At 62.0% G+C, this 23,703-nt stretch carries 20 protein-coding genes and 3 pseudogenes; 10 read left to right on the forward strand and 13 right to left on the reverse strand.

The features are described from left to right. Positions 1-110 precede the first annotated feature (110 nt). The 5 genes from AC4DF4_RS05505 to AC4DF4_RS05525 form a co-directional block, all read right to left on the reverse strand. Entirely contained in the window at positions 111-758 is a 648-nt protein-coding gene (locus tag AC4DF4_RS05505; RefSeq protein WP_490047108.1) for a hypothetical protein, read from the reverse strand. Between the two features lie 26 nt (positions 759-784). Then, the gene (locus tag AC4DF4_RS05510; protein WP_490047109.1) at positions 785-1,438 is read right to left on the reverse strand and encodes a peptidylprolyl isomerase; all 654 of its coding nucleotides are present in this window, start codon (positions 1,436-1,438) and stop codon (positions 785-787) included. 246 nt (positions 1,439-1,684) lie between these two features. Continuing rightward, positions 1,685-2,098: an OsmC family protein gene (locus tag AC4DF4_RS05515; protein WP_490047110.1), complete on the reverse strand. Its 414-nt coding sequence runs from the start codon at positions 2,096-2,098 to the stop codon at positions 1,685-1,687. A gap of 99 nt (positions 2,099-2,197) precedes the next feature. Continuing rightward, entirely contained in the window at positions 2,198-4,762 is a 2,565-nt protein-coding gene (locus AC4DF4_RS05520) for an SUMF1/EgtB/PvdO family nonheme iron enzyme (RefSeq protein ID WP_490047111.1), read from the reverse strand. After that, a complete protein-coding gene (locus AC4DF4_RS05525; RefSeq protein ID WP_490047112.1) occupies positions 4,752-5,423 on the reverse strand; it encodes an RNA polymerase sigma factor in 672 nt (223 codons plus the stop codon). Before AC4DF4_RS05525 ends, AC4DF4_RS05520 begins: the two co-directional genes overlap by 11 nt. Before the next feature lie 224 nt (positions 5,424-5,647). Here AC4DF4_RS05525 and AC4DF4_RS05530 point away from each other — a divergent pair, with 224 nt between their 5' ends. The 3 genes from AC4DF4_RS05530 (at position 5,648) to AC4DF4_RS05540 (ending at position 7,782) form a co-directional block, all read left to right on the forward strand. After that, positions 5,648-6,244, forward strand: a complete 597-nt coding sequence (locus tag AC4DF4_RS05530) for a hypothetical protein (RefSeq protein WP_490047113.1) — start codon at positions 5,648-5,650, stop codon at positions 6,242-6,244. Then, the gene (locus AC4DF4_RS05535) at positions 6,244-7,215 is read left to right on the forward strand and encodes a hypothetical protein (RefSeq protein ID WP_490047114.1); all 972 of its coding nucleotides are present in this window, start codon (positions 6,244-6,246) and stop codon (positions 7,213-7,215) included. The genes AC4DF4_RS05530 and AC4DF4_RS05535 overlap by 1 nt, the downstream gene beginning before the upstream one ends. Positions 7,216-7,293: 78 nt before the next feature. Beyond that, positions 7,294-7,782: an arsenate reductase/protein-tyrosine-phosphatase family protein gene (locus AC4DF4_RS05540; protein ID WP_490047115.1), complete on the forward strand. Its 489-nt coding sequence runs from the start codon at positions 7,294-7,296 to the stop codon at positions 7,780-7,782. Here AC4DF4_RS05540 and sufT read toward each other — a convergent pair whose 3' ends face one another. Together sufT and AC4DF4_RS05550 are read right to left on the reverse strand one after the other, a co-directional pair. Beyond that, positions 7,783-8,328: a putative Fe-S cluster assembly protein SufT gene (gene sufT / locus AC4DF4_RS05545; protein WP_490047128.1), complete on the reverse strand. Its 546-nt coding sequence runs from the start codon at positions 8,326-8,328 to the stop codon at positions 7,783-7,785. A 104-nt stretch (positions 8,329-8,432) separates the two neighbouring features. Next, positions 8,433-9,170, reverse strand: a pseudogene (locus tag AC4DF4_RS05550) (3'-5' exonuclease); the annotation flags it as partial. A gap of 3 nt (positions 9,171-9,173) precedes the next feature. On the opposite strand from AC4DF4_RS05550, the pseudogene AC4DF4_RS05555 reads away from it, so the two are divergent. Next, positions 9,174-9,254, forward strand: a pseudogene (locus tag AC4DF4_RS05555) (DNA methylase); the annotation flags it as partial. Between the two features lie 202 nt (positions 9,255-9,456). Here the strand turns inward: AC4DF4_RS05555 and AC4DF4_RS05560 are convergent. Further along, positions 9,457-9,954 (reverse strand): annotated as a pseudogene (locus AC4DF4_RS05560) (DEAD/DEAH box helicase family protein); the annotation flags it as partial. A gap of 476 nt (positions 9,955-10,430) precedes the next feature. Between AC4DF4_RS05560 and cdaA the strand changes: the two are divergent. Beyond that, positions 10,431-11,270 carry a diadenylate cyclase CdaA gene (cdaA, locus tag AC4DF4_RS05565; protein ID WP_490047116.1) on the forward strand — a complete coding sequence of 280 codons (840 nt, stop codon included), beginning with the start codon at positions 10,431-10,433 and terminating at the stop codon, positions 11,268-11,270. A gap of 136 nt (positions 11,271-11,406) precedes the next feature. On the opposite strand, the gene AC4DF4_RS05570 is transcribed toward cdaA, so the two are convergent. From AC4DF4_RS05570 to AC4DF4_RS05585, 4 genes are all read right to left on the reverse strand, one after another. Continuing rightward, a complete protein-coding gene (locus AC4DF4_RS05570; protein ID WP_490047117.1) occupies positions 11,407-12,468 on the reverse strand; it encodes a response regulator in 1,062 nt (353 codons plus the stop codon). 56 nt (positions 12,469-12,524) lie between these two features. Continuing rightward, positions 12,525-15,239, reverse strand: a complete 2,715-nt coding sequence (locus AC4DF4_RS05575; RefSeq protein WP_490047118.1) for an ATP-binding protein — start codon at positions 15,237-15,239, stop codon at positions 12,525-12,527. Further along, positions 15,232-16,602, reverse strand: a complete 1,371-nt coding sequence (locus AC4DF4_RS05580; protein ID WP_490047119.1) for a class I SAM-dependent methyltransferase — start codon at positions 16,600-16,602, stop codon at positions 15,232-15,234. Before AC4DF4_RS05580 ends, AC4DF4_RS05575 begins: the two co-directional genes overlap by 8 nt. 173 nt (positions 16,603-16,775) lie before the next feature. Then, complete coding sequence (locus AC4DF4_RS05585) at positions 16,776-17,840, reverse strand: 3-deoxy-7-phosphoheptulonate synthase (protein ID WP_490047120.1); 1,065 nt, start codon at positions 17,838-17,840, stop codon at positions 16,776-16,778. Between the two features lie 117 nt (positions 17,841-17,957). Between AC4DF4_RS05585 and AC4DF4_RS05590 the strand changes: the two genes are divergently transcribed. From AC4DF4_RS05590 to hemA, 5 genes are all read left to right on the forward strand, one after another. Beyond that, complete coding sequence (locus AC4DF4_RS05590) at positions 17,958-18,959, forward strand: DUF3500 domain-containing protein (RefSeq protein WP_490047121.1); 1,002 nt, start codon at positions 17,958-17,960, stop codon at positions 18,957-18,959. 6 nt (positions 18,960-18,965) lie between these two features. Next, on the forward strand, positions 18,966-19,751 hold the full coding sequence (locus AC4DF4_RS05595; RefSeq protein WP_490047122.1) for a TlyA family RNA methyltransferase: 786 nt from the start codon (positions 18,966-18,968) through the stop codon (positions 19,749-19,751). A 513-nt stretch (positions 19,752-20,264) separates the two neighbouring features. Beyond that, positions 20,265-20,651, forward strand: a complete 387-nt coding sequence (locus AC4DF4_RS05600; protein WP_490047123.1) for a hypothetical protein — start codon at positions 20,265-20,267, stop codon at positions 20,649-20,651. Continuing rightward, positions 20,633-21,400 carry a cytochrome c biogenesis protein CcsA gene (gene ccsA / locus AC4DF4_RS05605; protein ID WP_490047124.1) on the forward strand — a complete coding sequence of 256 codons (768 nt, stop codon included), beginning with the start codon at positions 20,633-20,635 and terminating at the stop codon, positions 21,398-21,400. The genes AC4DF4_RS05600 and ccsA overlap by 19 nt, the downstream gene beginning before the upstream one ends. Further along, the gene (gene hemA / locus AC4DF4_RS05610; RefSeq protein ID WP_490047125.1) at positions 21,400-22,410 is read left to right on the forward strand and encodes a glutamyl-tRNA reductase; all 1,011 of its coding nucleotides are present in this window, start codon (positions 21,400-21,402) and stop codon (positions 22,408-22,410) included. The genes ccsA and hemA overlap by 1 nt, the downstream gene beginning before the upstream one ends. Positions 22,411-22,461: 51 nt before the next feature. On the opposite strand, the gene AC4DF4_RS05615 is transcribed toward hemA, so the two are convergent. Continuing rightward, positions 22,462-23,553 carry a hypothetical protein gene (locus AC4DF4_RS05615; RefSeq protein WP_490047126.1) on the reverse strand — a complete coding sequence of 364 codons (1,092 nt, stop codon included), beginning with the start codon at positions 23,551-23,553 and terminating at the stop codon, positions 22,462-22,464. Positions 23,554-23,703 lie beyond the last annotated feature (150 nt).

Here is a 23,703-nt window from a genome sequence, read left to right on the forward strand (position 1 = left end):
GGATTTTGAATAATTGGATTTGTGAAGACCAGCACGGATCGTGCGGAACCCAAAATACTTCTCTATGAAAAATTTCTTTCACGCCAGAGGCTGAAATTTCGCGGGACGCGCTATTCCTGCCCCACCCTCGTCCGCAGAAACCGCTTCCCCACCCCGATCGCAGTCGTATCCTTGATCGTGAGCACCGTGCGGTCCGCCTGATCCAGCGCGCTGACGACTTGGGCGTGGCCAAATCCATTCGCCGACTTCCAAATTTCCGTCCACGGGCCGGTCAGGCCGTTGTTGGCCTCCACCGCATAGGTGAGCCCTTGGGTGAATTTGCGCACCGGGAAGGTTAGCGTCAGGTATTTTGGAGTCGCTCCGGTACTTCCTTGGAAAACCGTTTGCGCCGCCGGACCCGCCGCTCCCGGATCACCGAGGAAGGCGTATTCCTGCAAATTGTTCCAGACATCCGCGTCCGGATTCTGGCTGATCCCGCTCTGTCCGTTTGGAAAGGAACTCCGCGACGCCCAGGTGGTGAAGGTGTCGGTGAGGCCGACTGTCAGAGTGAAACTATCATCCACTGTATTGCCGACGCTATCGGTGGCGAGGACCGTGACCAACGTGCTGCCCGTTTGTCCGGCCACCGGAGAAAGATTCAGAACTCCGCCCGGTTGGATGTTGACTGTGGCAACAGCTGGATTGCTGTTGGAGACCACCGTGTAAATCAGCGTGGAACTCTCCCCGGCCTCTCCGGCGGGAAGAGGAACAAGCGCCACGCTAGGGAAAAGAATGAATTCACTGATTAGACGATTGGGCGGAACATGCCGTATAAAAGTGGCAGCTCGTTGTATATTCCTCCGTAATTAAAGACAGGAAAGGTCGAAGGCTCTCCAAAAATTTGGGCATTACCGAATGTGGAGCGAGTCATCCGCCCAAAAACAGTGAATCCACCGTTCTGCGGATCAAGGATGTCGGTATTGGCTCCCAAGCTCACAAACCATTGGCTGGTTGCGCTATTCGGATTGCTGGGCAGTTTGGCCATTGAGATCGTGCCCAAAGTGTTGGAAACCCCGAACTCATTCACAATCGGTGGATCGGTCGGAACACTTCCAATAGATCCGTTAATAATGTTGGATGCCCCACCCTGAATTACGAAACCAGGTGAGCTGCGATGGATGAAAGAATTAACATAATCCCCGTCGCTCACATACTTGAGGAAGTTTTGCCGCGTGACAGGAGTGCGGTTGCTGAAGAGCGCCATATCTAGGACCACCGGGACGCCTCCTTCGAAATAAAACTGCGAAGTGAACCTGACCACCTGGTCATCGATGGCCTCCATGCCGAAGGCGGAGGCAAGATTCACCGTCAGCGGAAAACCGGCCAAGCCACTCCGGTCTTTGATCGGATGATTGAGCACCGGAAGGAGCTTGGAACCCGCATGCGCAGCCGCTGACATTCCGAAAAACGCAAGCACAGCCAGTAGCCAAAACTGTTGCCGCGCGGACAAGCTTCTTGAGGAAGACGAGGGTTTTCGGGTCAAGCGGCGGCAGAAGAGCAAAAGCCGTCCCGGCCCGTCAATCCAACATTTCCGGACTGCGGTGACATGTCACCGCTTTCCCACTGGCCGACATGTCGGCCAGTGAAAAGCTCCGACATGTCGGACCAGTCCCCACACACGGGGGGAGCTCCTCCGCCAGCCATTTCACCCCTCCCGCCAGGCCCAGTTCATGACGACCTCGATTTCCGGGTGGATGCTGTGGTGGACGGGGCAGCCGCGGGCGGCGCTTTCCAGGAGTTTGCGGTCGGTATGGGAGGCGGGAAGCGGGATGGCGAGGTCGAGCTCGAGGCGCTTGATCCGGCGCGGCAGGTCCTCCGACATGAATTTGCGGACGTTGACGGTCATGCCTTCAACGGCGATTTCCTTGCGCTTGGCGACGATACCGATGACGGTGGCCATGCAGGAACCCAGTGCGGTGGCGAGCAGATCGGTGGGCGAGAAGGCTTGGCCGCGGCCGTTGTTGTCGAGCGGGGCGTCGGTGACGAGCGTGTTGCCGGAGGGCATGTGGACGGCGCTGCAGTGCAGGTCGCCTTCGTAGGAGAGTCGGATTTCAACCATGGGATGAGAGGAGTTCGAAAGGAGTTTCCCGGGAGCAAAAGGAGTTTCCCGGGAGCAAAAGGAGTTTCCCGGGAGCAAAAGGAGTTTTCCGGGAGCTGGTCAATCCTCGGGTTTGGGCGGGACCTTGGCAAGCACCACGCGGAAGCCGTAGATGGCGTCTTGGAAATCCGGGGGCACGGCGTTGCGCGATCCGACCAGCAGGTTCTCGGACTGGCCGGTGAGCCAGCACCCGCCGCGCAGGACGCCGAGCTCGCTTTTGCCGAGCTTGGAGTAATCATCCTCCACCCACTCCTGGACGTTTCCGCTGAGATCGAAGAGGCCGTAAGGGTTCGCCGGGAAGGATCCGACGGGGGCGGTGAACGCGAACCGGTCGTCGTAGCCGGCGATGATCCGGTCGCCCGGCACGCTGCCCGCGTCGCCCGCCGCCATGTCCGCGAAGTTCCCGACCTTCCCGACGGGCGGCCAGACGGTCCCCCACGGATAGACCCGTTGTTTGCGGGCGTCGCGCCAGCCGGGGCTGATTCCCTCCTCCTCGCGGAGCCCGGCCATCATGCTCCACTCCAGGTCGGTTGGCAGTCGATAGACGTGGGTCCGGGCGATCCGCTCGTCCTTGCGCTCGCGCTCGGTGAGCCAATCGCAGAAGGCCTGCGCGTCCTCGCGGGAGACATTGACGACCGGATGATCCGCAGCCTGCCGGAAATACGCGGCATGCGGCGCGGTGCGGTCGGACTCGTTGCCAAACCGCTGATAGTCGCGAATCCGCGTTTCCCAAACCGAGACGAGCAGGTCCTGGTCGAGCGGGGCGAAGCGCATGCCGATGCCGTTCTCCCAGGGCTTGCCGAACACCGCGCCCTTGCTTTTCTCCAAGGTCACGCTCTGCGAGACTTTCTCGCCCTCGCCGACCTTGAGATCGATGGTCAGCGGCTTGTAGCCCTCGCGGACCAGATAGAGTTGCCAGGCGCCGGGCTTGACCTTGGGAATCCGCAGCGGGCCTTCGGTCGAGCCGGCGGACCCGCGGTTGGTCGGGTCGGAGGTGGGGTTGATGTAAACCTCGACGCCAGGCGGCTCGGTGGTGATGTTGATTTCGCCGTAGTCGATGGGGCGGACCTGGACGCGGAACGGTTTCAAGCCGTCGCGGCGGGCCGTCTCGCTCAAGCCGGGGTTTTCAAACGCGCTTTCCCACAGCGGCAGCACCTCGTCGTCCTCGGTGAGGAAGCCCGCCTTGAACGCGCCGTCCTGAAACCATTCGCAAAACGCATGGGCCTCGCCGGGCGAGGAAAGGACGATTTCCACGGGCCGCTTGCTATTGCCAATTCCGATGAATTCGGCCGCGTTTCCCGGCGGCGCGGTGGCCTCGGTGAACTGCGACCAAAGCGCCTTGGTCACCAAAGCAGTGGCCACATGCTTGTCCGCCGCAGGCTGATAGGAATTCCCGAGATGGTCGTTCCACTTTTCGCCCGGCTGGGGCGGCGAGAAATTTTCCAGGCTCGCGAAGAGCACCAGCGGTTCGGACACCACCGTCGCGGGGACCGTTCCCTGAAGGGTGAAGGGGCGGTAGCCGCTGCGTTTCATCGTGAAAAAATACGCCTCGCCGACCGTGGCTGAAATCAGGCCGGTGTTGGTCGTGCCCACCCATTGGCCGTTGGCGTCGCGCACTTCGGCGCCTTCCGGCGCGCTCACCACGCGCAGCATGCCCGTCTGCGGCGGCACCGGCATGGGCGCGGGATTCATCCGCTTCACCCACTCGCTGTCCTTGACCATTTCCCAGCTCAGCCAGCCGACGAAGCCCGCCAGCATCAAGGTGGTCATCCACACCGCGAGCCCGCTCAAGCGCCGCCGTTTGCCGCGTTGAAGCCGGCGCAGCGCGTCCGCCAGATCCGAAGCCGTGGAGATTTTCCGCTTGGAAATCCGCGGCTCGCAGATGTCGCAGATGATCCGGTTGAGCTCCAGCCAGCGCTTGCGGTCCGCCCCCGCCGGCATCTCGTCCGGCAGTTCAGGGAACGCCAGGCGGTCCTTGCCGGTGGCGATTTCATACAAAACCTTTCCCAAGCTATAAACGTCCGCCTGCGCCGAACCCGGCCCCTCCGGCGGCACGAATCCCTCGGTCCCCACGAAAGTCCGCTGCCCGCGCACCGCCACCAGACCGATATCGGCGAGCTTCGCCCGGCCGTTGACAAAGATCACGTTGGACGGCTTCACGTCGCGATGCGCCAGCCCGCGCTCGTGCAGGTGGTCCAGCGCCTCGGCCAGACGCAGGCCCACGTCGATGCACTCGTTGGTGTCCCACTGCGAGCCTTGGTGATTGTCCGCCCGCAGCGTGCGCGGCTCGTATTCGATGGGATTGATGTCCTGGCCGGACGCGACGTCGTCGCCGATTTCCATCACATAATAGTAAAAGGAAACCCCGTCCGGACTGCGGCCGACGTGCAGGACGTTGACCAACGCCGGATGATCCCGGGAAATCGGCTCGAATTTCAAAATCCCCTCGAACTCCCGCTCGAAGGTCCGCGCGTCCTCGAAATCCTCGCGCCACACCACTTTCACCGCCCGCAGCGCGCCGGTCACCCCGCGGGCCAGCCACACCTCGCCATACGCGCCGCCGCCGATCTTACGCAGAACCTCGTGATCGGGGATCGCAGGATTCGGACGGATCTTAATCGCCATCAGCTTCGTCTTCGAGTTTGGCCAGTTCCTTCTTGAGCACGGTGCCCACGCGGTGTTTCGCCAAATAAACCTGCGCCATGCTCACGTTGAGTTGGTCCTGCACCCGCTTCGCGTCCCACTGCTTGATCACATAACAGTCGAAAATCTGATACTGCTTCGGCGAGACCTGCGCCTTCACCCGGGAAAGCGCCGCATCCGCGATGTTCTTCTTCCACTCGATGTTCCACAGCCGCGACAGCACGTCGCCGTTCGGGTCCTCCACGCGGTCGATCACCGCGGTCTTGCGATCGTTTTCCCAGTCGCCGCCGATCATCGCCGTGTCCTTCTTGCGCTTGCGGAACTGGTCGTTGATCCGCCAGCGCGTCATGTTCATCAGCCACGTCTTGAAGGAACCCTGCTCCGGATCGTAGAGCTTTTTCTTGCTCTGCTTGGCGATGGATAGAATCGTTTCCTGCACGCAGTCGAACGCCTCGTCCTGTCGCAGCCCGGCCTTCACCGCCACCGCGTAAATCAGCCGCCAGTAGGTTTGGTAGAACTCGTCCCACGTCCGCTGGTCCTCCCAGTTGTCCAGCCGGGCGATCAAGCTCTTGCGCGTTTTCGCGTAGCCCTGCACCAGAATCGCGTCCCGTTCTTCCACTTTTTCCTCGTCGCCCTCAGCCATTGAGAAACGACTACCTCATTCCCCGCCCGGTGTCTTCCACGGATTCCGATTTTTCTCTTGGTCCGTTTTTGAAGAAATTTCATAAACACCTCCGAATGGTCGCCGAAAGCGAAATACCATCGAACTTATTTACAAACTCCGGCGGGCTCTCCTAGTCTCACCTCGCCTTTACTCAACCGTGTTGCGGATTTCACCCGTCCGCAACTCCCCCCACGGCGAGCACAATGTCACCCACACCCCCACTCAACCCCTCGCAAACGGTCGAGCGGATCCGCGAAATCATCGTCGGCCGCCATCTCGAACGTCTTGAACAACGCGTCGTCCGGCTCGAAACCACCGCGGCTCCCGCCCCCGTGGCTACCCATCTGGAGGACCGGCTTTACGCCAACGAAGCCCGCCTCGAAGCGTTGAAGGACAACGTCCAGCGCTTCGTCGATTCCAACCGCGAGCAAACCGAAGCGCGATTCAACCAGCACCGCGAGGAAATCCAGCGCTTGGCCGCCCAGATCCAGCAGGTCGCCGCCATGAAATCCGCCGAAACCGCGCCCGCAGCCGTCAACCAACTGGAGCGCAAGATCGGCGGTTGGCTCACCGATTGGCAAAGCTCCTTCCACGTCCAGCTCAACGACCGCGACCACCGCCTCGCCTCCCAACTCCGCGCCGAGGTCGCCTCGCTCTGGGAAAGCACCGAATCCCATCTCACCCGCCTCGAAAGCCGCGCCATCGACCGCGACTCGGTCGAAGAACGATTCAGCCGCATCGCCCTCGCCGCCCGCGCCCTCGCCGAGTGCGCGTCCCCCACCCCCACCGGACCCCGCTGATGACCGCCGCCCTCAGTCCACTTCCCAGCCCGTCACCCGGACTTGCCGCGCGCATCGTCACGTCGCAAAGCTGGAGCACGCTGCCCTCGCCATTCTCCCGCGAAAAAGCCCCCGCGTTTCCCGCCACCCCCTGCTTGCCGGCCTGGCCATCCGGTCCGGCGCCCGCCGCCCCGGCGTTCCCGACTTCATGGCCGCCACCGCTCACGGTCCTGCCATCCCCGGCGTCTCCCGAGTCCGAGTCCGAGTCCGAGCCCGTCCAAGCCCCGCCGCCGCGCCCGCCTGCCGCCACGGCGGAACCCGCGCCACCTGATTTCACCGATGACGACCTCCGCGAAGCCTTCGGGCCCATCGTCGAGGACGCCGTCCGCAAAGCCGTTTACGCCAAGGAAAACGGCATCGACACCTACCTCGAGCCGATGCTGCGCGCCACCATCCGCCGCGCGCTCGCCGAGTATGCCCCGTCGGCGCGGCCGTTCCGCGCGCCCCATGCTTACGACCGCTTCGTCTGGCACCTCCAAGCGCTTTTCACCAGCCGCACCTACGAGGACATCATCTTCGAAAAAACCCACCGCTTCCAAGTCGAGGAGGTCTTCCTCGTCGATGCCGCCAGCCTCGCGCTCGTCTCGTTCGCCAGTTGCGATCCCGCGCGCCACGCCTCCGCCAAGCGCGTCACGCCCACCGTCCAACGCCTCGCCCTGCAACTCCGCGACGAGGCCGGAAAACCGCGCGATTCCATCGAGCTCCCGGACCAGCGCCACGCCATCTCCCGCGCCGGCCGCTTCGTTATTCTCGTCGCCGTCGTCCGCGGCCAGCCCAGCGAACTCATCCTCACCGACCTCGAATTCGCGCTCCGCCGCGTCGAGGACCGCTTCCGCGAGCAATTCCAGCAAAAGGGCTCCCCGCTCCTGCTGGCGCTCCAGCCGTTCCTCGAAGACTGCCTGCTCATCCAGTCCCCCGCCAGCGCCGCCTAGCAGCCCGCCGGACGGCGTTCGCCATCAGCCGCCATTGCGATTTGACGAACCGCCCCGCGCCGCTCAGAGTCCGCCGCGATGTCCGACCCGAAGCACGTGCTGTTTGTTTGCACCGGAAATACCTGCCGCAGCCCGATGGCGGAGGGCATTTTCCGCAAGGCCGTCGCGGGGCGGAATGATTATGAAGTGAGCTCCGCCGGAGTCGCCGCGTCGAAGGGCGCGCCGTGCAGCATGGAAACCGCCACCTTGCTCAGAAAGCGCGGGGCGGAGCTGGACGAATTCGGCAGCCGTCCGGTCTCGGACGCCATCCTTGCCGCCGCAACCCATGTCTTCGCGATGACCCACGGCCACCTGCAAACGCTGGAAGCCCGCTTCCCCAAACACGCGGACAAGTTCTATCTGGTCTGCGAGTTCGCCGAAGTTCCCGGTGGCGGAATCGGCAGCGACGTGCCCGACCCGATCGGCATGGGACGCCGCGCTTACGAGGATGTCGCCGGCGTCCTCGATCTGGCGATCCCATCGATCATCGCCTACATCGACCAGACTTGGAAACCGTCCGCGGACTGATCAGATCATTCCGAGCTTCATTTTCCCCTCTTCGGAAATCATTTCCTGATTCCAAGCCGGGTCCCAAACGAGCTCGACGCGGGCGTCGTCGATGCCGTCGATGGTCATGATTTTCGCCTGCGCGTCGGCGGCGATCACCGGACCCATGCCGCAGCCGGGAGCGGTGAGCGTCATCTTGACAGCGACGATTTTCTTACCGTCCGACTCCTCGATGCAGCAGTCGTAAACCAAACCGAGATTGACGATGTCCACCGGGATTTCCGGGTCGTAAACGCCCTTGAGCTGGCTCCAAACCTGTTCTTCAAGCGGCGCATCCTTGAGCCGCACGACCTCCGCCTGCTTCTTGGGCTCCTCCTCGGGATTGACGCCGAGGGCATCCGCATCCTGCGAGGAAATCCGCGCGAGTCCCTGGGAAGTGGCCACCGTGTAAGTGCCGCCGAGGCGCTGGGTGATGAAGACCGCGGTTCCGGCGGGAAGCGAGAGCGAGTCGCCGCTGGGGATTTGAATGGCGGCGACTTCGCGGGTGAGCTTGATTTCCTCGTGCATGCGCGGAGTTAAATCCAGCGAACCACCGACGGCAAGGGATGAGTTTCCCCAATCGCACGGCATGAAAAACGAATCCGAAGCAGGAAACGCCGGAATCGCTGACCTCAGCAATGATGCGCTAGATCGTCTAAAAACTCCGATGCCGGTTCCACACTCGTCACAAGCAGGTGATCCCTTGCACGGGTGCGGGCGATGTAGAGGAGCTGGCGCTCGGTGTCGTAGACCTCTTGCAGATCGGTGTCGTCCCCCACGGTCTCGATGCGATCCTGTGACGGGATGACTTCGTCGTCACAGGCCATGACCACCGCGGCGCGGAACTCCAGGCCTTTGGCGAGGTGCATGGTGCTGATCGAGACATGGCCGCTGGTTGTCTCGACGTGCTCATCGAGGATCTTGAACGCGAACCCCGCCTCTTTGACCGCTGCCTCTGCCCGGCTGATCTGAGCCTCCGACCGGACGAACACGCCGAATTCGTGGGGAAGGATGCCGGCCTTGGATTGCTCGGTCAGCCAGGCGGCGACACCGCTCTGTTCCTGGCTCTCGTCGGTGAAGATCTGAATGGAGGGTGGCGGGCCGTTGAAGACCGAGATGGTGTCGCTGCGGTCCTCGCGGTTGCCGTCCACGTCGGTCACTTCCGGGCCGAGCAGGCGGTCGGCTTGCTGGCGGATCTGGTGGGACGTGCGGTAGTTGATGCGGAGGTTGCGGGAACGGCCTCGGATATCGACGCCGAGGGATTTCCAGGAAAACGGCTGCTGGAAGATGCGCTGGCCGATGTCGCCGGCGAAGAAGAGGGCGTTCGGGCGGTTTCCGCCCAATGCGGCGAAGAACCGCAGTTGGGATACCCGCGCAACACCGACCTCGATCCCAAGCTCGTCTGGCGCGGGAAGGATGAGCAGGACTGGAGCGACCTCGTCGTCCAAGCCCCTGCGCGTGCGACTCCGCCACCCGGCAGAACTCGGCTTCCCAGTCACTGTCGAGGATCACCCAGTTCAGATGGCACTTCGGCGGCGGGCCTTGGGTGTCCCAGCGGTCGGTCTTGGAGGTGTTGAAACGGACGTGGGTGACGTTGTTGGCATCCCATCCTTCCGTGAGCATGGAGACGGATACGACGCAACGGATGCCGGCACCGAGTTGGCCGGCCTTGCCCACGGTGTTCATGACCTCGCGGAGGAGCTGGCGGCCGCCCTTGGAAATCTCGATGCGCTCGCGCAATTTGAAGGCGTGGTAGTTGGTGATGACGATCTTGGCGCGGTTGACCTCGTCGAGCATGTCGTTGGGCACCAGCTCGCGGTCCTTGTAATAGCTGTTCGGATCGTTCGGCTGGAGCACCTGGAGGCGGTCCTTGATAGTGAGGCCCGGGGCGACAATGAGGAATCCGCGGGTGAAGGTCTTGCTGCCGGGACTGCGCACGGCCTTGATCGTCTGCCAGGCGATGAGCATGGCCATGACGGTGGTCTTGCCCGCACCGGTGGCGAGCTTGAGCGCGAGGCGCATGAGGTCGGGGTTGGCCTCCTTGTTGACGCTGGCCAGGAGCGAGAGAATGCGTTTTCCGGAGACGGACTTGGGAGCCACCTCGGTGAGCCAGATGGCGGTTTCCACCGCCTCCACCTGACAGAAGAACGGGCGGGGCAAGAATCAAGGTTCTGAATGCGGAGGCTAACAGCGACGAGGACGCTGGGAAGGATAAAAAGCAGCCAATTGCGCTGGATCTCCGGGCGAGTTGGAGAGCGAGCGACAAATCATGGAAGGCTCAAACGCAGGCAAGTTTGCTGCGCTGGAACGAAAGCCCCCCTGCGGCATGCGCGTCAAGTTAAGGGCCAAGGAGCGGCGAAACGTGTTCGCCGACGTCCATGAGCTGGCAATGAGATGAGCGGATGCTCCGGACATTGGCTTTCCATGGGCGTCGGCGAACATGTTTCGCCGCTCCTTGAACCGCCCGTTTGTCGGCTTTTTGAGCAATCAGCCCTTAACTTGACGCGCATGCCCCTGCGGGTTGACGCCGGATTCTGGAAAGCTCGGGGCAAAACACGAGGGACCAGGGCGATTTCTAAGATTGCCAGATCTGACCGCCGGGTTGTAGCCTTCCCAACGACTTACTTCCCATGTGGAAATTCATTCAAGATCACTGGCGGGACGGCATTGAGATCCTGCTTCTCGCCACCTGCATCTACCAAATCTACCGGGCTTTCCGGGCGACTCGCGGCGCTCAAATCCTCGTCGGCCTGGGGACCATTCTCATTGTCCTGACGCTGGTCTCGACGGTTTTCAGATTCGAGGTCATCCAGTGGATCATCACCCGCGCGGCCGCCATCCTCGCCTTCGCCCTGATCGTCATTTTCCAGCCCGAGCTGCGCAACGGACTGGCCCGGCTCGGCAGCAACCGCTTGTTTTCCTTCTCCAACAAACGCCGCCTCGCCTTCCTCGAGCGCTTCGCCGACGCGGTGATCGCGCTCTCGAAAAAGCGCATCGGCGCGCTGTTCGCCATCCAGCGAGGCATCAGCCTCAAGGAGCACCTCGACAGCGGAGTCGTCCTCGACGCGCAGTTTTCCCCGGAACTCGCGATGACCGTCTTCCACCCGAAAGCCCCGCTGCACGACGGCGGCATGATCATCGCCGACGACCGCGTGGCCGGCGCCGCCTGCGTTTTCCCGGTCACCGAGAAGCAGATGCAGGACCGCTCGACGGGCCTCCGCCACCGCGCGGCGATCGGCCTGACCGAGCGCACCGACGCCATCGCCGTGGTCGTCAGCGAGGAGACCGGCGGCATTTCAATCTGCGAGAACGGAGTGCTCCAACGGAACCTATCCGAAAAGCAGTTCCGGGAGAAAATCGCCGAGATCTTCTTCGCCGCCAAACCATCTCATGAAACTGACCCTGCCCAACAACTGGATCGCAAAGGCCCTCTCCCTCCTTCTGGCGACCGCGATCTGGTTTCTGATTAAGGAGCACCTCGCCACCTTCGAAGGCCAGTCCGGCAAGCCGCCGCGTGCCCGCATCGTCGAGGAACCGTTGCGCCCAGCCAACAAAAAGCGCTGAGACGGACCGTCCCAGCGCTTTTCGAAATGCTTCGTTAGAAGCTCAGAGCAACCCGAGAGCCGCGGAGATCAGCAGGTCGTCGTCGATCAGCCACTTGGCGGCCTCCGCGCCGGGACTCGCGGCTTTGGCGGGTGACGTGGATTCCGTGACATCGAGAATCAGACCATCGCCACGGACGCGACGGGCGACACCGCCCGCATCGTAAACCGCCATGAACGCGGCGAGCACCTTCACGGAGGCATCGCTGACAGCGGCGTCGTCGTTGCGGCCGAACAGGGCGTCCAAAAGCACGGGCGTGGAATCCACCGGACCCGACAAGCGGGTCGCCGAGCCGTTCGCGGCGCTGGAAATCCCGGTCACGCCGGCAGCCTCAAGCGCGCTGGCGAGCGCCGCAGTGCGGGCGGCCAGATCGGCCGGGGCGAGTGCGGTGGGAAGCTGGCTTTCAAGCCCGTTGGCAAGCGAAACCTGGCGGGCGTGCAGCCGCGCCCAATCCGGCGAGCGCAGGTCCGAGTCGCCATCCGACCCGGTGCGCCGGCCAGCCACTCCGGTTTTCACGAAGGAAGCGATCGCCTCGGCGGCGCGATCGCACTTGAGTCCCGCGCAAACCGGAGCCAGCGCGAACGCGGCCAGGCGGCTGGACAGCAGGACGTTGCCCATGGCCTGCATCTTCGCTCCTAGCAGAGCGTCCCGCTCGCGCTTGACCGTGAAGAACTCCATGGCGCGGCGCAGCGTGACTTCCAGTTGCGGGATGTCCCAAGGCTTGGTCATGTAGCGGAAAATCCCGCCCTCGTTGACCGAGCCGATGGCCGCGTCGATGTCGGAATACGCGGTGGATAGAATCTTGATGATGTCCGGATAGTCGCCGGCGATCTTCGAGAGGAAACCCACCCCCGTCTCGTTCGGCATCCGTTGGTCGGTCACGATGATGCCGATTTCCGCGGAGTGCTGGCGGAACACCTTGAGCGCCTCGACGCCGTCCTCCGCTTCGAGAATCCTGAATTTCTCACCGAACAAACGGCGGAAATATTTGCGGGTGTTCGCCTCGTCATCCACGAAAAGGATGGCGTAGCGCTGGTAGTCATAGGCGTCGATCTCGGTGCTCATGGTGTCGATGGCAAATCTGTTGTGTTTGGGAATCTAATGGCGGGAGGGTGGTGAAATCAAGCCGGTTGGTCGAGAACGGATTCCGGCTCCGGGGAAAAGCGGGGCGCGGGAAACGCGATCCGGAACCGCGTGAACTCGGTCGGGCGGCTGTCCACCTCCACGATCGCCTTGTGCGCCTGCAGGATCTGATGGGTGATGGAAAGCCCCAGCCCCATCCCTTTGCCCACGTCCTTCGAGGTGAAGAACGGGTCGAAAATCTTCTGCAAGTCCTCCGGCGGGATGCCGATTCCGTTGTCGCGGATGCTCACCTGCCAGCCCTCGCCGGCGGCGTCGATGGAGACGTCGATGCGTCCCGGCTCGCCGCCGTGGGCGGAAATCCGCATCTGGATGGCGTCGATGCTGTTCTGGAAGAAATTGATGAAAACCTGGACGAGTTGGTTCGGGTTGCCGCTGATCAGCGCGTTGTCGGGCGAGCGCAGGTTGAACTCGATCTCCTTGCCCACTTGGTGACTGACCATCCGCCGCGAGCGGCCGACGATTTCCGCCAGATCCGCGTCGCCGGTCGTCGCCTTGTCGTCGCGGGTGAACTTGCGGAGATCGATAACAATCTGTGAGACACGCTCCACGCCCTCGCGGATGTCCTTGAGGATGTCCGCATAGTCGGGCTGGTCCTTGTCGGGCATCAGCTTGGTGAAAGTCTCCAACGCGTGCAGTCCGGCGTTGGCGTAGTTCAGCGGGTTGTTGATCTCATGGATGATCCCGGCGCTCATCCGGCCGAGGGCTGACAGTTTTTCATTCCGCACCATCATCACCTCGTTCTCCTTGATCTGGTCGAGCGCGGAATGGAGTTCCGTGTTGAGATCCACCATCTCGCGGCGGATGCGGGCCATCGCGATCTGGTTCTCCAGGCGCAGCGCCAGCTCGGCGGTGGAGAACGGCTTGGTCAGGAAATCGTTGGCTCCGGCCCGCAGCGCGCTGAGTTTGGTGGCCTCGTCGGCGCGCGCGGTTAGAATGATGACCGCCATCCCGCGGGTCATGTGGTTTTCCCGGATGCGCTGGCAGACTTCCACGCCGTTCATCTCGGGCATCATGTGGTCGAGCAGCGCCAGCTGCGGCCGGCGCAGGCGCGCCAGTTCCAGCGCTTCCGCTCCGTCGGAGGCTTCGATGACATCGACGTCCTCAAGCTGCATCCTCAGGAATCGGCGGATGTCGGGCTCGTCGTCGGCGATCAATACCAGCGGCCGCGCGCCGCTCGGGCGGGTGCCGATCATTGGCGGCGCGGCCGGTCCGGAATGCTGGATCGGGGTGATCGCGCGGGGAGCCATTTTGCCCGGAATCGAGAGCGCCGCGCGGCGATGGAGATCGGCGATGTTGCCGCCGTCTTTCAAGGGACCGTCCTCCTCTACCAGACTGAAAGCCTCCACCCCGGCGGCCTCGGCGGGAAGGTCGATGATGAAGGTGGTGCCATGGCCGATGTGGCTTTTCACGTTCACCTCGCCCTCCATCGCCTCGGTGAGACTGCGGACGAGAGCCAGTCCGATGCCCGCGCCCCGGAACTTGCGGGTGGACGAGGTGTCCACCTGCCAGAAACGCTCGAAAATCCGCGGCAAAACCTCGGGAGGAATCCCCACCCCGGTGTCCTCGACGGTGAGCCGCAGGCGGCCTTCCGCGACATTCACCTTGACCTCGATGGTGCCGCTCGAGGGCGTGAACTTGATCGCGTTGATGACCAGGTTGAGAAGGATCTTATCGAACTTGTCGCGATCCAACAGAACGCCGTCACTGTCGGTCTTGCAGTCCCACAGCAATGCCACGCGGTCCTGCTCGGCGAGATGCCGGACCGAGCGGAGCAGCCCGTCGAGGTGCGCCGCGATCGGGGTGGGCTGGCGGTTGACGTCGGCATGGCCGGTGTCGAAACGGACGAGATCGAGCAGGTCGTCGATGAGCTTGAGCAGGCGCAAGCCGTTCTGGCCTAACATCGACGTCATTTCATGGATCGTCGGGTCGGTCGATTGCTTGCCAAGGACGGTCTTCAACCGCTCGGTGATGCCGAGCATGATCGTCAGCGGGGTCCGGAGCTCGTGGCTGATGTTGGCGAAGAAGCGGGTTTTCGCCTCATCGAGCTCGCTCAACCGGCGGTTCTGGGCTTCGAGCAATTCCCGCGATTTCTCGACCTCCATGCGCAGGCGGAATTCGCTGAAACGAAGACGTTCGTAGAAATAGCTGCCGGCAAAAACGAAGATGGCGGTCACGAAGAGGAAGAAGGAATTGCCGAAAAGCACGCGGAAATCCGGTGTCACGCTTGAGACGGCAACCGCCACGGCGTAGCTGGCGAAGCACAGCCCGACCATGGTGAACGCGTCCCAGAATCTCCATCGCATGATGAGCGACGCGCCGACGAGCACGAGATTCAGGCCCGCGTAGTAGCTCGAATTGCCGCCATCCGTGACGGCGATCATGGCTGAAATCCCGAGCATGGGCAGCACCGCGCTGCCTTGCGAAAGCAGGTTCGCCGCGCGTGGGGAACGGACCTGGCCAAGCGACCAGAAGATGATGCCGACCAGCAGCGCGCAGATTACGCGGATGAGCAGGAAGATCACCGCCTTGTCCGGGACGAGCAGCCAGTCGAGCGAGGCGGCGGCCATCATGAACACGCCGGAGAACACGGCGGTGCGGCGGGCGTTGCCTAGCGCGACGCCATCCTCGTAATCGCGGAACGCCTGCCGGAGCTCGGCCTCGTCGTCCTGCGGGTTGACGGCGGTTTCAGCCATTGGCGAGTTCGATTTCAAGGAACAGATTCACCCCCGTGGAATCGGCGTTGATCCGGGTTTCTTTGAGATCCAAACCGTCGGGAACCAAGTCGGCCATGTCCGCTTCGTCGCGATAGATCAAGTTCCACTCCATCACATATTCCATCCAGGCCTTGCGCGGGTTGCTGGCCGCCACGTTGGTGACGATGACGATGCCGCCGGGCCGGATCATGGTGCAGAACAGCTCGACCAGGCGCTTGCAAACCCGCTGCGAGAGATAGTCGAACAAGCCCGCGCAATAGACGATGTCGTAGTTGGTGAATTCCTCGTCGCCGCCCTGGGTGGCCGACCGCAGAAGCTGGTGGACCGAGCGCTGGAAATAACGGACCTGGGTTTCGCGGCCTCCGCTCATCCGGGCTTCCTGGATGCGCTCGCGGGTGTATTCCAAGGTTTCCGGGTTGAAATCCAACAGGTCGATTTCCGCGAGGTCGCTTTCCTCGCACTCCCGCAGGAAGCGTTGCACTTCCATCGCCGGCCCGCAGGCCAGGTTGAAGACCCGGGTCCTGCCCTTGCCGACCCGGCGGGCGCACTCGGAGCGGAGTTTTTCGATCAGGAAATCGATCCGGTTGCGGTGAGCCACGACCGGCTCGGTGTTGAGCAGCGCGAAATTGAGCAGCTTGGCGAACGCGGAGGAACCCTCGTAAGGATTCCGCAGCATCATGTTCACCATTTCATAGTCGCCGGCGTATCCCAGCGGCTTGGTGTAGGTCCGGTAAAGGAACGGCGAGCACAGCACGATCGGATGCAACTCCCTGCGGACGTATGCCTTGTGAACCGAGACCTCCGCCTCGCTCACTTCCCGCGAAACCTCCTCGAAGCGCTCCATCGACGGTAAGACCTCCTCGACCACCCGGTTCTCGATTCCCGAGAAAATCTCCTGCTCCAGCTCGTCGCGCCGCCGCGTCACCGTGGTCCGGATGCCGACGTCCACGCCGGTCAGCCAGTGCTGCACCCCGGAAAGCATGCTGGAAAGGTCCGCCACCACCAGTTTGAACGGGTCCTGCACCTGGTTGGCGGACTTCCACTCGCCCATGAAATTGGCGAACTGCCCGCACAGATCACCACCGCCGCCCGGCGTCGAGCCGCCCGTGACGCTGGAGAGGAAATCCACCTCCACCCAGCCCTCGTCGAGCATCGCCTCGCAGACCAAGACGATGCCGGTGTTGAGCAAATTGCTGACCACCGCCTTCCCGTGATAAAGCAAACGCCGGGATGCCATGATCCGGAAATCCGACAAGACCTCCGACAGCTGGAGGATACTGTAGGGATTGTAAACCTCGAAAACGACGGAATACCGCTTGATCCTCAAAAGGTTGGCTGTCAACTCCGTGCCTTGGCTATTCCGGCAGGTGATGACGCTTTGGGATGATTCGCTTGTTAAATCCATTCTCAGAGGTGCTAGCTTCAGTAGATTGGACAGTTCGCCGACGGTTCCGCAAGCGCCCAGATTTTTTTTTTAGGACAACTTGATTATCCACTTTCCCCGGAGGGAATTCCTCAAGCTTCCCGCCGTTTCCGGACCGCCGCGGCAAGACCATCGAGCGTTTCCACCGTGTCGTTCCAGCCGATGCAGGCGTCCGTCACGGACTGCCCGCGCGTCAGAGTTTTCAAGTCCTTGGCCAGCTTCTGGTTCCCTTCGACGAGATTGGACTCGATCATCACCGAGGTGATCACCTTGCACCCGGCGGCGATCTGGCTGGCGACGTTGCGGGCGACCATCGGCTGGTTGCGGTAATCCTTCATCGAGTTGCCGTGGGAGCAGTCGATCATCACGGACTCGGTCAAATTTTGCTCGCGCAACATCGTCGCGGCGGCGTCCACCTCGGGCTTTTCGTAGTTCGGCCCGGTTTTCCCGCCGCGCAGGATCAGGTGGCAGGACTCGTTTCCCGCGGTGGAAACGATCGCGGAGACGCCTTGCTTGGTCACCGAGAGAAAATGGTGCGGCATCGAGGACGACTGGATCGCATCGAGCGCGATCTGGATCGAGCCCCCGGTGCCGTTTTTGAAACCGACCGGCATCGAGAGCCCGGACGCGAGTTCCCGGTGGATCTGCGACTCCGTGGTGCGCGCGCCGATGGCACCCCACGCGATCATGTCGGCGATGTATTGCGGGGAAATCGTGTCGAGAAACTCGGTCCCGGCCGGCACTCCCATGTTCGCCAAATCCAGCAAAAGCCCGCGTGCGACCCGCAGTCCCCGGTTGATGTCGAACGAGTCATCGAGATTCGGATCATTGATCAAGCCCTTCCAGCCCACCGTCGTCCGGGGCTTTTCGAAATAGACCCGCATGATCACGAAAACGTCCTTTTCGAGCCGTTTCGCCTCGTCCTTCAACTTCGCGGCATATTCGAGAGCGGCCGCCGGATCATGGATCGAGCACGGCCCGACAATCGCCAGCAAGCGGTCGTCCTCACCCCGCAGGATCGCATCCGCCTGGGAGCGCGCGCTGGCGACCAACTCGGAAGCCTGCTCGGTGAGAGGAAGATAATAGGCCAGAACCGCCGGGGAAATAAGCGGGTTCAAGCCTGTGATTCGAAGGTCATCGGTGCGGTGGCGTGTCACTGCGGAAATCGATGACCTTGGAACGCCAGCTAGGCAAGGCACAAGTTTCGACCGCCGCCATTCTTTGGAGAGACGCGCCTTGCCGGTCCACCGCGTTCCTGATTGCTTGTCTTCCCGATGAAAAATCTCCTGCTCAGCCTGTTTTTCTCCCTCCCCATACTGGCCGGCGAACTGGACCCCGCCGCCGTAAGCAAGGTGGCCGCCGACAAGTTCCTCGCCTCGCTCGACCCCGCCCAGAAAACCAAGGCCGCCCTCCCCTTCACCAGCGACGAGCGCGAGAATTTCCGCTACACGCCCCGCGACCGCGCCGGACTTCCACTCAAGGAAATGACCGACGCCCAGCGCGAGGCGGCCATGGCGCTCATCGATTCCGCACTCAGCGAAAAGGGCAAGCTCAAGGCCACCCAAATCATGTCCTTGGAAGGCGTCCTCGCCGAAATGGAAAACAACCCCGTCAAACGCGACCCCGCCAAATACTTCGTCGCCGTTTTCGGCACTCCCGGCGATCCGAAAGGCTGGGGCTGGCGCTTCGAGGGCCATCACCTTTCCGTCAACCTCACCTTCGTCGCGGGCAAAGGCATTTCCGTGACGCCCTCGTTCATGGGCTCCAATCCCGGCGAAGTCCGCCAAGGCGCGAAAAAAGGCCTCCGCGTCCTCGCCGCCGAGGAGGACCTCGCCCGCACCCTCGCCACCACGCTTCTCGCCGCAGGAAAAACCGACGTCATCTTCAGCGAGAAAGCCCCCGCCGAAATCCTCAGCTTTGAAAACCGCAAGGCTACCGCGCTCGATCCCGTCGGCGTCCCTTCCGCCGACCTCACCGGCACCCAGCGCAGCGCCCTGCTCACCCTCATTTCCGAATACACCGGCCGCTACCGTCCCGAAATCGCCGCCACCGACATGCAAAAAATCAAAGCCGCCGGCCTCGAAAAAATCCGCTTCGGCTGGGCCGGCGGCACCAAACCCGGCGACGCCTATTACTACCGCATCCAAGGCCCGACCTTCCTGATGGAAGCCGCCAACACCCAGAACAACGCCAACCACGTCCACGCCACCTGGCGCAGCTTCGACGGAGACTTTGGCCGCGACTTGCTCGGCGAGCACTTCAACGGGCAGCACTGAAACCGCATGAAAAAAGACCGTATCGACGCCCTGCTCGTCGCCCGGGGCCTCTGCGACTCCCGCGAGCAAGCCAAGCGCCTCATCCTCGCCGGCGAGGTCCGCAGCGGCGACCGCATCATCGACAAACCCAGCACCAAACTCCCCGAAGACGCCCCGCTCGAAATCAAGGATAAGCCCCGCTTCGTCGGCCGCGGCGGACTGAAAATCGAAGGTGCCCTCGACGCCTTCCAGATCGATCCGACCGGCTGGGTCTGCATCGATGTCGGCGCCTCCACCGGCGGCTTCACCGACTGCCTGCTCCAGCGCGGCGCCATCCGCGTCCACGCCGTCGATGTCGGGACCAACCAGCTCGTTTGGAAACTCCGCAACGACCCGCGCGTCATCGTCAAAGAGCAGTTCAACGCCCGCCACATGGTCCCCGCCGACATCGGTGAAAAATGCCGGCTCGCCGTCATGGACCTCTCCTTCATTTCACTCACCAAGGTCCTTCCCGCCGTTTTTTCCGTGCTCGAAGGCGGCGGCTCGGTCGTCTGCCTCATCAAACCGCAGTTCGAGCTCCGCCGCGAAGACATCGCCAAGGGCGGCATCGTCCGCGATCCCGCGCTCCACGAACGCGCCATCGAAAAAATCCGCCACTTCGTCACCACCGAATTCGCCTGCGAATGGCGCGGCCTCGTCCCCTCCACCATCACCGGCATGGACGGCAACCAGGAATTCCTCGCCTGGATCACCATCCCCGCAGCCGGCATCGCCGCAATCCCGCCGCCCGTGGCCGATATCGGGACCACGTGAACGGAAATGGGAAGCACCGGCATCGTTTTCCAAGGCCCGACGCCTCCAAAACCCGCGAAAGCCGGAACCCCTCTCCATCAGAATCAACCAACTCCACCGAATGGCACTTGCAGGCCATTAACGCCACTGATTAGCCATAACATGTGATGAACGAACTCGTGATTTACAGGCTTTCTGCTGAGTCGTATTTGGATCTATCAAAGCCGGCGGATTCATCGGCTCACCTCAACTAGCAAATTTTCAAGTCATACATGGAGTCCCTCCAATGCTGCCAGCCCCGCCAGTCCGTTCTCGACGGCTCTGAGGATTTCGTCGTCAACCTCTCGGCCCTCCCGGAACTTTCCGCAGCGGAAGCCGCCGAATTCCTCGACGCCAACGTGCTTACTTCCGGCATGGAGGACCTGATCACCCAGTCCTTCGACCGTCTTTCCGGCGGTCCCAGCCGGGGGATTTTCAAACTCTCCGAAGCAATGGGCGGAGATCAACGCCTATTGCGGCACCCGTGCAGGCTCGTTGCAGGAATGGGTCGCGGAAATCTCACAGCGCCGCTTCGGGCGGAACCTGCGGGTGGGCGACGCGTTTTCCGGCATGGGCTCCATTCCCTTCGCCGCCGCCGAACTCGGCTGCGACGTGTATGCCTCCGATCTCAATCCGGTCGCCTGCCTGCTCACCTGGGGCGCGCTCAACATCATCGCCGGCCAGCCGGAATTCCATGCCCGAGTGCTCGCCGCCCAGCAGGAAACCCACCGGAACTTGGGGGGAAACATGCAATCTCGGGCGCGGATCGGAAACGGTCCGCGCCCGCTTCGTTTCAGAGAACGCGCGGAGAGGAAGAGCAGCTTTGACTTGCGCGGCCGACGGCGCGACGGCAAGGATGACGCATGGACCGTTGGTTTTTGATCGCCGCCACCCTGCTCGCTGCCGTGGGCGGGACTTTGGGCGTGATTTCGGTCCATCGCGGCAACCGCAGCCATTGGACAGTGGTGTGGATGATCGGCGCTTTCCTCTGCCAGATCGGATTTCTCTCGGTGCGCGGCGAATTGCGCGCCGCCTGCCCGCTGAACGACCGCGGGGAAATCCTCGCCTTCCTCGCGTGGTCGCTGACAACGTTTTACCTGCTCGTCGGCCCGGCTTACCGGATCTCGTTGCTCGGGGTTTTCACCGCGCCGGTAGTGGTTATTTTTCAAGCGCTGGCGCTGATTCCAGGCACGCTGACGGCAAATCCCATGAAAATCGCGGGCGGAAACCCGTGGCACGAAACCCACTCGGCGATGTCCGTGCTGGCTTACGGCGCGCTCGCCCTCGCAGCCGTGGCCGGCGTGATGTTCCTAGTGCTCGACCGCCAACTGAAGGAACAACATTTGAAAAGCGGACTTTTCCGCAACCTGCCGCCGGTGCGCGAGTTGCTCGGCTCGCTGGAGCGCCTGCTTTGGCTGGGCGGCGGCTTGCTGACCATCGGGGTCGTGGCGGGATTTCTGATGCCGCACACCGCGTCGGCTTGGGGCCACCTGATCGCGGCGGTCGCGGTCTGGGCCGGCTACATCGTCCTGCTCGCGGTCAAGCAAGTGCGGGGATTGACGGGTCGGCGGCTCTCGCTGTCGGCGGTGGTTTTGTTCGTGCTGTCTCTCGCGGTTTTCGCCTTCGTCTGATGGACCTTCTTTGCCTCGGCCTCAATCATCGCACCGCCCCCGTGGATATCCGGGAGCGCTTCGCCGTCGGCAATACGAAACTCGGCGAGGCATCCAACGACCTGATGCGGCTCGCCGAAGCCACCGAAGCCGTGGTCATCTCCACCTGCAACCGAACCGAATTCTACCTCGCCGCCGATGGCGCGCGCGCCGCCTTCGAACGGATCGAAATCCGGCTGGCGCAAAAAATCCAGGTGGACTCGAGCGTGGCCGCCCATTTCTACCGAAAAGAGAAAGCCGACGCCGCCCGCCACCTCTGCCGGGTCGTCAGCGGACTCGATTCCATGATGCTCGGAGAAACGGAAATATTCGGTCAAGTCAAACAGGCTTATGCATCAGCACATGAAGCTGGCGCGACCGGAGCGATTCTAAACAAGGTTTTCCAACGAGCGTTCGGAGTCGGAAAAAAGGTAAGGACTGAAACTTCGATTCAAGAAGGTTCAACGTCCGTTGGAAACGTCGCGGTGGACTTGGCGGAGAAGATCTTCGGCCATTTGAAAGACAGCGAGGTGATGATTCTCGGCGCGGGCGAAATGAGCCGGATCACCGCGCAAAGCCTGGTTTCCCGCGGAGCCAAATCGATCTTCGTGGCGAACCGCTCGTTCGACCGCGCCCAGGAACTGGCCACCGAAATGGGCGGCAGCGCGGTACGTTTCGACGATTGGCAAAAAGTCCTCGAGCGCGTGGACGTTGTCATTTCCTCAACCGGCGCACCCCACGCCATCGTCCTGCGGGCCGACGTGGAAAAAGCCCGCCGCGCGCGCAAGTACCGGCCGCTGTTTTTCATCGATATCGCCGTGCCGCGCGACATCGACCCGACGGTGGGCGAAATCGAGGAAGTTTACCTCTACGATATCGACACGCTGGAGCAATTGGCCGAAGAAGCGCGCGGTCGCAGGCAGCTCCAGATCGAGCAATGCGAGCGGATCATCGATCACGAGCTTGGGAAGCTGAATTTACCTGGAACCTGAAATGAGAGAATCCCCTCCCCCCGGTCATCTTCTGCGATGCCCGCCATTCGCTCACTTCCTACCCCGCCTCAGAGTGATTCCGAGCTTCAGGCATTTCTGCCTTACCGCTTCCCTCGAAACCCCGATTTCGGACGCGATCGCCTGAAGTGGCTCTTTTCCCAATCTCTCCAAAATCTCGGGAGTCCATTTGGCGGGACTCCTCTTTTCTCCGAACTTTGGAGCGATTCCCAGTTGGATGCGTTTTTTTCGCAAAACTCCAACCCCCAATCCCAGTTCATGTGCCAATACAGAGTCGGTCTTTTTGCCCAGAAGACCGAGTTCCCGCATGGTCCATGCGTGGGGTGTTTTCAGCCCTGATGATTTCGCAAAGGCTTCGATCCCCAACTGGCTCCTCTTCGTCGTCACACACATCGGCTTGATCCCGAGCTGTTCCGCGAGCTCCCTGTCGGTAGCTTTTCCCAGCCGCGCGATCTCCTCTTCCGTCCACGGATGCCAGTATTCGGCTCCCACCGCATAACTACCGATGCCCAACTCCTTGCGCTTCTTCATCACCGATTTGCGACATACTCCCATGATCTCGCAAACCCGTTGATCCGGCAGCTTGCCTAGAAGAGCGAGATACTGCCGGTTCCAGTCCACCGCGTTCGGCCTTGGATTCCTGTTTTCCGCCCTTGGGCGAAACGCCTCGATACCGAGAACGTAGCGTTTCGACGCAATACAGCCCACATCCAATTTCAAACGCCTCGCAACCTCCTTGTCCGTGTGTTTGCCCAGCAATGCCAGCTCATCTTCCGTCCATGTCCGCCATAGTTTTGCCTTGTGGGCAAACGACGCGATCCCCAGCGATCTGCGCTTGTTCGCCACCGTTGTTTTCGCCAACCCCAGCATCACCGCCACTTCCTGATCGGACTTCCTGCTTAACAACCGGATGGCTTTCTGGTTCCATTCCTTCGGTCCGAATTCTCTGAACGGCGCAATGCCGAGCGACTTGCGCTTTGTGAATACGTGGGTCCGCTTGATTCCCAAGCGCTTTGCCAAAGCCTCATCCGACATGGTTCCCAACAATGAAATCTTCTCACTGTCCCAGTAACTTTTCCCTAAATATTTGTATGGCTGGCCCATCGTCGCATTGGTGGAATTCACGTTGTCTTCAGTCCTTTGGTCTCACCGAGGAACCGGAGAATCAATGACGATCTTTCCATTGTCTCAAGCGGGCATCGCCACAGGGATTTTGCGCCCTTGTATTCGTATTCATAGCCACTTCCCTTGAGCCCCTTTGCGGTCAGATTTCCA

The sequence above is a fragment of the Luteolibacter sp. genome (assembly GCF_058122085.1).